The sequence below is a fragment of the Streptomyces sp. SID14478 genome (assembly GCF_010548525.1).
Lineage (GTDB): Bacteria > Actinomycetota > Actinomycetes > Streptomycetales > Streptomycetaceae > Streptomyces.
In genome coordinates this window covers 1-9,643 of the sequence record NZ_JAAGMG010000554.1, presented here as the reverse complement: position 1 = coordinate 9,643, position 9,643 = coordinate 1, and the positions used below count along the sequence as shown (strand labels likewise).

Below are 9,643 nucleotides of genomic sequence, written 5' to 3'. Positions count from 1 at the left end.
CCGAAGCTCTGCTCGGCCACGCGCGAGCGCGCGCCGTCGGCGCCGAGCGCGGCGGCGGCCAGCAGTGCGATGCCGTACACGAGGGTGGCGGGCCCGGCCCACGTCGAGTTGTTCGACAGGGCCGCGAAGACCAGGGCCACGAGGGCGACGGTCCAGGCGGTGAGGACCGCGCGGCGGCGCTCCTGGCGCAGCAGCGCGGCGAGCGCGGCCAGCACGATGCCGACGAGCAGCAGCGTGCCCGTGGTGCCGGGGCCGCCGGGTGAGGCGCCGAGCAGACCCAGCGCGGTGGCTGAGCCCTTCCCGTAGGGCAGCCCGGCCTCCTTGAAGAAGCCGAACGGCAGCAGGGTCAGGGACCACGGCGCGAGGATCAGCAGGGGGGTGCCGAGTGCGGCGAGGAAGCGCAGCCCGTACGCGGTGAGGTCGGTGCGGCGCAGTACGAGCAGCCCGATGCCGAAGACGAGGGCGAGGGGCCACACGATCGGCGTGAAGGCCGTCGTGACGGTCAGCAGGAGTGCGTACGCCCAGGTGGCCCGCCAACTGCCGCGCGCGCCCCGGTCGTTCATGAGGCCGGAGGCGGACAGCCCCGCGCGCGCGATGAGCGGCAGCAGGATCACCAGCACCGCCGTGCCGACGCGGCCGCCCGCGAGGGCCCCGGTCGCGGCGGGCAGGAACGCGTACGCGACGGCCGCCCAGGCGCGCAGCAGCCGGGACTCGACGAGCGGCCTGGAGGCGAAGTACGCGGCGAAACCGGCGAGCGGTACCGAGCCGACGAGCAGCACGGTGATCGCGAGTCCGGTGGAGCCGAACAGGACGGTGGCCAGGGCCGCGACGATCGCCAGGTACGGCGGCGCGGCCTGGGTGCCGCCGGTACTGGTGGCGTGCCAGGCGTCGAGGTAGCGCGCCCACAGTGCGGAGGAGTCTCCCGGCGCGGGCAGCAGCGCCCCGCCCGCGAGCGCGCCGCTGCCCAGCAGGCTCCGGCAGGCGATGAGGGAGACGAACAGCAGCACGACGAAGAGCACCGGCCCGGGCTTGCGGGCGATGCGCTTGAGGCGGGCGAACTGCTCGACCTGGATGAAGTCCGCGTCGTCGCCGCCCGGCCCGGATTCGAGACCGCCGCCGCCGTGGCGTCCGGCCGTGGAGGTCTCCGGGTCGGAGGAGGCGCCGAAGAGGTTCCCTGCGACCTGCTCGACGGTGAGCCGCGCGGTCGCGCCGGGCGGCGGGAACAGCGGCCGCAGTTCCTTGCCGTCGACCACGCCCTTGCCGCGCTGTCTGCGGGCGGCGAGGATGCGGCCCGGCCGCAGCAGCGTCGCCATCAGGCCGGCGATCTCGTCGAAGGCCTGACCGGGCACCTTGCCGACCAGGTACGCGACCGTACGCAGCAGGGTGCCGACCACGAGGCGGATCAGGACCCAGGGAAGCGCCGCACCGCGCGCGTTCACCAGCAGCGTGTAGACGGCGCCTGCCTTGTCGACCTTGTGCGGCGACGAGGCCGTACGCCCCACGCAGTCGACGGTGCGGCGCTCGCGCGCGGACGCCTCGGCGTGCCGCACGACGGCCTCGGGGGCGACGAGGACCCGGTGCCCGGCGGCCTGCGCGCGCCAGCACAGGTCGACGTCGTCACGCATCAGGGGCAGCCTGCGGTCGAACCCGCCGAGCTGTTCGAAGACGTCGCGGCGGATCAGCATGCCGGCGGTGGACACGGACAGCACGGGCCGCACGTGGTCGTGCTGGCCCTGGTCCTGTTCGCGGCGGTCGAGGCCGGTCCAGCGGCGCCCCGAGTTGGCGATGGAGACGCCGACTTCCAGGAGTTGCCTGCGGTCGTACCAGCCGCGCAGCTTGGGTCCGACGATCGCGACGTCGGCGCCCGCCTCGCGCTCCGCCTCGACGACGCGCAGCAGCTGGGCGAGGGCGTCGGGGTCGGGCGCGCAGTCGTCGTGCAGCAGCCACAGCCACTGCTCGGGCTCGCCGTGCGGCAGGTCCGGCAGGTCGTAGGCGTCGTCGCGCCAGGAGCGGCTGACGGGGTCCCAGCCGCTCGGCCGCTTCAGGTAGGGCAGCTCGTCCGGGGTGAGCACCCCGGCGCCGCGCACGGCCTCCTCGACGGCCTGGCCGAAGCCGGTGCGGCGTGCGAGGTGCAGGACGCGCTCGTCGCCGAGGGAGGCGGCGACCAGGGCGGCGGAGTCGTCGGCGCTGCCGGTGTCGGCCGCCACCGCGTTCTGTACGGGGCGCTCCTGGCCGAGCAGGCCCGACAGGACGTCGGGCAGCCAGCGGGCGCCGTCGTGCGAGACGAGGACGGCGGTGACGACATGCCTGGGGAACTCCGGGGCGCTGCTCGGGTCGAGCCCTGCGGCGTGCCCCGGGTTGAACGCGGCGGCGGCAGCACCGAATTGGTCTGCCGAGTGGCTGTGCACGGACATCGAGGTACGGGCCCCGGTTCGTTGGACTGCGGTGGGCGCCTGTGCCCGCTGGGGACACGGTGGCGCCTCGGACGGGGCCCCACACTAACGGCTGACAACAAACGCGGCCCGCCGCCTGTGGACAACCACCGGCAACGGGCCGTACGTACCGCACATATCCGGGACTAGACAGCGGCCTTCTTCAAGCGCCGGCGCTCGCGCTCGGACAGGCCGCCCCAGATGCCGAACCGCTCGTCGTTGGCGAGCGCGTACTCCAGGCATTCGGAGCGCACCTCACACGCCAGGCAGACCTTCTTGGCCTCCCTCGTGGAGCCGCCCTTCTCGGGGAAGAAGGACTCGGGGTCGGTTTGGGCGCACAGCGCGCGCTCCTGCCAGCCGAGTTCCTCTTCCGCGTCCTCGACCAGCAGATCCTGAAACGACTCGGTCATAGTGCGCCCCTCGTCCGTCCGTGCGTCCCCGTGATGTTGCCGTTACCGATTTCGGCTGAACGACACGAGTGAAATTACAAGTGTGCCGATCCGGGGCAGTCAAGCCGAGATCTGCTATTGGGCCCCTTATTCACTCTGCGGAACCAAGGCTATGCGGAAAGTGTTCAAATCGGCAAAAACCGTGACACTTGCCAGCGGCCCATGTGGAAGGCCGGCGCCTCTGCGCCCTTCCGTGAACCACTACAAAGAAGGACGCCGCAGAGATTGATCTCGTTCCTGTGCGCCTACGGAAGCGAACCGGATCACATTCGGATCACGGGATCGCAACGGCGTTTGCGCACCGGGTTGCTGCGCCACATGTCCGCACTTTGCGCTGCACAAACCTTTCGCCTGGCAGAGATACCGGATGAGGTGAAACATATGCCACATTCCGGACAATGAGTTGACAGGGTCGGCATGAAACGGTGTCCTGGTGGGCATGCTCGCGAACTTGGCACTGATGACGACGACCGGCACCGCCGCGTCCGTCTCTGCTGCCCGCGCGTGCTGTTGCTGTTCCAGCTGTTGAGTCGTTGAGCCCAGGGCTCCGACCGCGCTTCTCCTCTCTTGTACGGCCCTTCGCCCTCGCCCGGGGCACCCGCACTCTCCTCCGAGGAATCCCCACACCCCATGAACAGCGACAGCGACCTCCAGATCGCCGGCGACATCCTCGAAGTACCGCACCTGCTGCAGCCCGTCCGTGAACACCCCGCGACGGTGGCCGAGTTCGTGGGCCTGGCCCGCGCCATCGCCGCCGACCGGGCGCAGTGGGAGCACCTCGTCGAGTACGACGCCACGACCCGCTGGTACCACCGCCTGCGCACCGGCCCCGGCTACGAGGTGTGGCTGCTGTCGTGGGTGCCCGGGCAGGGCAGCGGGGTGCACGACCACGGCCGCTCAAGCGGCGTACTGACCCTCCTCCAGGGCGAACTGACGGAGCGTACGGAACGGGCCACGCGGACGCTGACGGCCGGCGCGCAGCGGGTGTTCGCGCCCGGCTACGCCCACGAGGTCGTCAACGACTCCCTCGAACCGGCGGTCAGCCTGCACGTCTACTACCCGGGCCTGACCGAGATGCCCATGCTCCCCCGGGGCCTCGACTCCGAGCGGGCGGAAGGGGCCCCCGTCCCCGCCTGCGCGACGCCGCAGCGGGCCACTGCCTGAGACCGGCCGACGCGTTGTCGTACCTGCCTGCAATGCTGGGCGCATGCGCATTGTGGTTCTGGCAGGCGGCATCGGTGGTGCCCGGTTCCTTCGTGGTCTGAAGCTCGCGGCTCCGGACGCGGACATCACGGTCATCGGCAACACCGGGGACGACATCCATCTCTTCGGCCTGAAGGTCTGTCCCGACCTCGACACGGTGATGTACACCCTGGGCGGCGGCATCAACGAGGAGCAGGGCTGGGGTCGTACGGACGAGACCTTCCACGTGAAGGACGAACTCGCGGCGTACGGGGTCGGACCCGAGTGGTTCGGGCTCGGCGACCGGGACTTCGCGACCCACATCGTCCGTACACAGATGCTCGGCGCCGGCTATCCGCTCAGCGCGGTCACCGCGGCGCTGTGCGAGCGGTGGCAGCCGGGCGTGCGGCTCATCCCCATGTCGGACGACCGCATCGAGACGCACGTCGCGGTCGACGTCGACGGCGAGCGCAAGGCCGTGCACTTCCAGGAGTACTGGGTGAAGCTGCGGGCCTCCGTGGACGCGCAGGCCGTCGTGCCGGTCGGTGCCGAGCAGGCGAAGCCCGCGCCGGGTGTCCTGGAGGCCATCGCCGAGGCGGACGTCGTCCTCTTCCCGCCGTCGAACCCGGTGGTGAGCGTCGGCACGATCCTGGCCGTGCCCGGCATCCGGGAGGCCATCGCCGAGGCCGGGGTGCCGGTCGTCGGGCTCTCCCCGATCGTCGGTGACGCGCCGGTGCGCGGGATGGCCGACAAGGTGCTGGCCGCGGTCGGCGTGGAGTCCAGCGCCGCCGCCGTCGCCGAGCACTACGGATCGGGGCTGCTCGACGGGTGGCTCGTCGACACCGTGGACGCCGAGGTCGTGGAGCGCGTCGAGGCCGCCGGGATCCGCTGCCGGGCCGTGCCGTTGATGATGACGGACCCCGAGGTGGGCACGGCCGCCGCCGAGATGGCGCGCCACGCCCTGGCGCTCGCGGAGGAGGTGCGGGACGCGTGACGTCGGCTGCTCCCTCCTTCCGCGCGTGGGCCGTCGCCGGGATCCCCGAGGTCACGGAAGGCGACGACCTCGCCAAGCTGATCGCCGCGGCCGAGCCGTCGCTCGCCGACGGTGACGTCGTCCTCGTCACCTCGAAGATCGTCAGCAAGGCAGAGGGCCGCGTGGTCCTGGCCGACGACCGGGAGGCCGCGATCGACGCCGAGACCGTACGGGTCGTGGCGCGCCGCGGGACGCTGCGCATCGTGGAGAACAAGCTGGGGCTCGTCATGGCCGCGGCCGGTGTCGACGCCTCCAACACGCCTGCCGGGACCGTGCTGTTGCTGCCCGAGGACCCGGACGCCTCCGCGGCCGCGATCCGGGACGGGCTGCGCGACGCGCTGGGCGTCGAGGTCGGCGTCGTCGTCACCGACACCTTCGGCCGCCCCTGGCGGAACGGGCTGACGGACGTCGCCATCGGTGCCGCAGGCGTCCGCGTGCTCGACGATCTGCGCGGCGGCGTGGACGCGTACGGGAATCCGCTCAGCGCGACCGTCGTCGCGACCGCCGACGAGCTGGCCGCCGCCGGGGACCTCGTGAAGGGGAAGGCGGCGGGGCTGCCGGTCGCCGTGGTGCGCGGGCTCGACGCGGCCGTCTCACCCGAACCGGCCTGGTCCGCACGGGAGTTGGTGCGGGTGGCGCGGGACGACATGTTCCGCCTCGGCACCTCGGAAGCCGTACGGGAGGCCGTGACGCAGCGGCGTACCGTGCGGGACTTCACCGACGACCCGGTCGATCCGGGGGCCGTGCGGCGGGCCGTCGCCGCGGCCGTCACCGCGCCCGCGCCGCATCACACGACGCCGTGGCGGTTCGTGCTGCTGGAGTCCGAGGAGTCGCGGGTGCGGCTGCTCGACGCGATGCGGGACGCGTGGATCACGGACCTGCGGCGGGACGGCAAGAGCGAGGAGTCGATCGCGAAGCGGGTGCGCCGCGGGGACGTGCTGCGCAAGGCGCCCTACCTCGTCGTGCCGTGCCTGGTCATGGACGGGTCGCACACGTACGGGGACGCGCGGCGGGACGCGGCCGAGCGCGAGATGTTCGTCGTCGCCACCGGCGCCGGCGTGCAGAACCTGCTGGTGGCACTGGCCGGGGAGCGGCTCGGCTCGGCGTGGGTGTCCTCGACCATGTTCTGCCGGGACGTGGTGCGCGACGTACTGGAGCTGCCCGGCAGCTGGGATCCGATGGGGGCCGTCGCGGTGGGGCATCCGGCGGCGGCGCCGGGCGCGCGGCCCGAGCGGGTCGCCGCGGAGTTCATCGAGGTCCGGTAGGCGCGCCGCCGGGGGCTCACCACTCGGCGATGTCCACCCGGCGCATCTTGGGCTGCCGTCGGGGCGGGGCCACGCCGCTGAGCAGGATCAGGCGGGCCGCGCGGTGGCGCTGGCCCGCGTACGGGGCGAGGAGTTCGAGCATGTCCTCGTCCGTCGCGTCGCGGTTGCCCGCGAGCGCGTAGCCGACGGTGCGGGGCAGGTGCAGGTCGCCCGTCGTGACCTCGTCGGGGGCGCCGTTCGTGCGCTGGACGGTCTCGGCGGAGGTCCAGGGGCCGATGCCGGTGACCAGTTCGAGGCGGGCGCGGGCCTGGGGCGGCTCCATGTGGGCCGCTTCTTCGAGGCGCCGGGCCACCCGGGCCGCGCGGATGATCGTCGACGCGCGCTTGTTGTCGACGCCCGCCTTGTGCCACTCCCAGGAGGGGATCCGGGTCCAGGTGTACGGGTCCGGGGGGATCCGCATTCGCAGGTCCTGGCCCGCCGGGCCCGGGGCCGGTTCGCCGTACTTGTGCAGGAGCAGGCGCCAGGCGCGGTACGCCTCGTCCGTCGTGATCTTCTGCTCCAGGATCGACGGGATCAGCGACTCCAGGACCAGGCCGGTGCGCGACAGGCGCAGGCCGGCGCGGCGGCGGGCCGTCTCCGCGACCAGGCGGTGGCGGGGTGCGAAGGCTGTCGGGTCGTCCAACTCACCGAGTAGATCGGGGAGTTGGGACAGGAACCAGTCGGCTCCCGGACCCCAGGCGCGGGCCTGTACGACGCCGGCCCGCTCGGTGACCCGGAGGGTGCCGGGGCCCTCGGGGGTGCGGCTCGTACGCCACAGGGCGCCGTCGGGGGTGGCGCGGAAGGTGGGGTCCGCGGGGCCCCGGCGCAGGGGGCCGAGGGTGAGGCCCAGGTGGAGGGGGGTTGTCGGGGTGTAGGTGCGGGTCGCTGCCGCGAGGGGGGTGGGGGGCTGGGTGGGGGTGGCGGTGGGCCGGGGTACGCGGGGTTCGGCGCCGTGTGCGGTGGTGCGGGTGGGGGGCGTCTGCGTACGGGGGGTGTATCGGCGGCCTGCCACGGGGTCCTCGGGCGGTCGGGGGGCGGGTGTGCCCTTCGAGGGTAGGGGGTCTTTCTCCCCGACCCGCCCCTTCCCGGAATTGTCCTTCGGAGGCCGTGGCGTGCTGTGCGGGGGCCATGGCGTGCTGTCACGGGGCTCTGCCCCGGACCCCGCTCCTCAATCGCCGGAGGGGCTTATAGGTGGGGCCGTGGCAGCCTGGCTCGGGCCGGCCTGAGTGCGCTCCTCAAGCGCCGGAGGGGCTCGTCAGGTGTCTGAGGAGAAGCGGATCGCGGACGGGGGGAGGTGGGCTTCGCACCAGACTCTGACGCCCGTCTGGAGTTCGTTGTCGGCGCCCACGTGTGCGCCGTCGCCGATCACCGCGCCCGTCAGGATCGTGCGGGCGCCGATGTGGGCGCCCTTGCCGATCAGGGAGTCCGTGATCACCGCGCCGGGATCGATCACCGCGTCGTCCAGGACCGTGGACCCGGAGATCCGGGCGCCCTCGCCGACCCGGGCGCCCTCGCCGACGACCGTGCCGCCGGTCAGCTTGGCGTCCGGCGCGACCGTCGCCGTCGGCATGACCAGGCGGTCGCCGCAGCGGCCGGGGACCGCCGGGGACGGGGCGCGGCCCAGGACCAGGTCGGCGGAGCCGCGGACGAAGGCCTGCGGGGTGCCGAGGTCCAGCCAGTACGTGGAGTCGACCATGCCCTGGAGGTGGGCGCCGGAGGCCAGCAGGTCCGGGAACGTCTCGCGTTCGACCGAGACCGGGCGGCCCGTCGGGATCGTGTCGATGACCGAGCGGCGGAACACGTACGCGCCCGCGTTGATCTGGTCCGTGACGATCTCTTCGGGGGTCTGGGGCTTCTCCAGGAAGGCCTGCACCCGGCCCGTCCCGTCCGTGGGGACCAGGCCGTACGCCCGCGGGTCCTCGACGCGGGACAGGTGCAGGGAGACGTCGGCGCCGCAGGACTCGTGGGTGTCGACCAGCGCGCGGATGTCCAGGCCCGTCAGGATGTCGCCGTTGAAGATCAGGACCGGGTCGTCGGGCCCGGAGCGCAGCCGCGAGGCGACGTTGCGGATGGCGCCGCCGGTGCCGAGGGGCTCGACCTCGGTGACGTACTCCAGGTGCAGTCCGAGGCGGGAGCCGTCGCCGAAGTACGGCTCGAAGACCTCGGCCAGGTAGGACGTGGCCAGGACGATGTGGTCGACGCCCGCCGCCTTCGCCCGCGCCAGCTGGTGCGTGAGGAACGGGACGCCGGCCGCCGGGACCATCGGCTTCGGCGTGTTCACCGTGAGCGGGCGCAGTCTGGTGCCCTTGCCCCCGACCAGGAGGATCGCTTCTGTCACCTGTCGTCTCTGCTTTCCTGCTGGGGCCGGCCGAACTGTCTTTCGGCCGGCCAGTGTATGCAGATCGTGTGCGGAGCCCGGGTCCGCGCCGGCCGGCTCAGCGCCCCTGGAGGTGGGCCGAGCTGCTGCGCGCCTTGCCGAGCTTGTTGTAGAGACGGCGTCCCGGGCATTCGGTTGCGAAGCCGTCCCGGTGGCCGGAGATCACGTGCAGTCGCACATTCTTTCCCTTGCGGTAGAGATTGCCACCGCCCGACTTGAGATATGTCGTACCGCGCGGATTCGCCCCGTACAGACCGAGCTTCCAGGCGGTGAGCTTCGCGATGGCGTTGACCGCGGCGGCGGGCGGGTTCGAGCCGCCGAAGGAGCCGAGGACCGCGATGCCCATGCTGTTGGTGTTGAAGCCGAGGGTGTGCGCGCCCATGACCGGCTTCGTGATCCCGCCGGCCCGGCCCTCGTAGATGGTGCCGCATTTGTCGACGAGGAAGTTGTAGCCGATGTCCCGCCAGCCGCTGCTCTTGACGTGGTAGCGGTAGATACTGCGAATGACGGAAGAGGCTTGTGAGCAGCGGTAGTTGTTGCCGGTCGCGCTGTGGTGGACGAAGGCCGCCTTCACCGTCTTGGTGTAGCCGAACTGCTTCTCGCGCAGCTTCTCGTCCGCGCCCCAGCCCTTGCGGGTGACGATGCGCGGGCGGGCCCCCACGTACGGCTTGGCCTTGGTCGTCGAGACGTCGCCGCCGCGGGCCTCGATCAGCTCGTCCTGCGTCGCCGTGCGGGTGAGGGCGGGTACGGCGGTGGCGCCGAGCGGGGCGAGTTCCGCGTTCACGGCGGAGGCGGCGGCGGTCTCGGCCGTCAGGGAGGTGGCGCGCGGGCTGTCGGCGGGGGCGCCCTGGGCCGGCTCGGCGCCC

General features: G+C 72.6%; 8 protein-coding genes. 3 read left to right on the top strand and 5 right to left on the bottom strand.

Annotation, left to right across the window (positions count from 1 at the left end; translation table 11 throughout):
• Both G3I40_RS18360 and G3I40_RS18355 read right to left on the bottom strand, forming a co-directional pair.
• The coding region (locus G3I40_RS18360; RefSeq protein ID WP_164303222.1) for a glycosyltransferase family 2 protein at positions 1 to 2,414 on the bottom strand (2,414 nt) is incomplete at its 3' end.
• A 164-nt stretch (positions 2,415 to 2,578) separates the two neighbouring features.
• The gene (locus tag G3I40_RS18355) at positions 2,579 to 2,842 is read right to left on the bottom strand and encodes a WhiB family transcriptional regulator (RefSeq protein WP_127831770.1); all 264 of its coding nucleotides are present in this window, start codon (positions 2,840 to 2,842) and stop codon (positions 2,579 to 2,581) included.
• A 669-nt stretch (positions 2,843 to 3,511) separates the two neighbouring features.
• On the opposite strand from G3I40_RS18355, the gene G3I40_RS18350 reads away from it, so the two are divergent.
• From G3I40_RS18350 to G3I40_RS18340, 3 genes are read left to right on the top strand one after another with little or no spacing between them, the layout of a single operon-like run.
• The gene (locus G3I40_RS18350) at positions 3,512 to 4,045 is read left to right on the top strand and encodes a cysteine dioxygenase family protein (protein WP_239091803.1); all 534 of its coding nucleotides are present in this window, start codon (positions 3,512 to 3,514) and stop codon (positions 4,043 to 4,045) included.
• Between the two features lie 43 nt (positions 4,046 to 4,088).
• Positions 4,089 to 5,057: a 2-phospho-L-lactate transferase gene (cofD, locus tag G3I40_RS18345; RefSeq protein ID WP_164303221.1), complete on the top strand. Its 969-nt coding sequence runs from the start codon at positions 4,089 to 4,091 to the stop codon at positions 5,055 to 5,057.
• On the top strand, positions 5,054 to 6,361 hold the full coding sequence (locus tag G3I40_RS18340; RefSeq protein WP_164303220.1) for a coenzyme F420-0:L-glutamate ligase: 1,308 nt from the start codon (positions 5,054 to 5,056) through the stop codon (positions 6,359 to 6,361). The genes cofD and G3I40_RS18340 overlap by 4 nt, the downstream gene beginning before the upstream one ends.
• Positions 6,362 to 6,377: 16 nt before the next feature.
• Here G3I40_RS18340 and G3I40_RS18335 read toward each other — a convergent pair whose 3' ends face one another.
• From G3I40_RS18335 to G3I40_RS18325, 3 genes are all read right to left on the bottom strand, one after another.
• Positions 6,378 to 7,412, bottom strand: coding sequence for a DNA-3-methyladenine glycosylase 2 family protein (locus tag G3I40_RS18335; RefSeq protein ID WP_164303219.1), 1,035 nt, complete (start codon positions 7,410 to 7,412; stop codon positions 6,378 to 6,380).
• 243 nt (positions 7,413 to 7,655) lie between these two features.
• A complete protein-coding gene (locus G3I40_RS18330) occupies positions 7,656 to 8,738 on the bottom strand; it encodes an NDP-sugar synthase (protein WP_164303218.1) in 1,083 nt (360 codons plus the stop codon).
• A 97-nt stretch (positions 8,739 to 8,835) separates the two neighbouring features.
• On the bottom strand, positions 8,836 to 9,643 hold an 808-nt coding region (locus tag G3I40_RS18325; protein WP_164303217.1), incomplete at its 5' end, for a peptidoglycan recognition protein.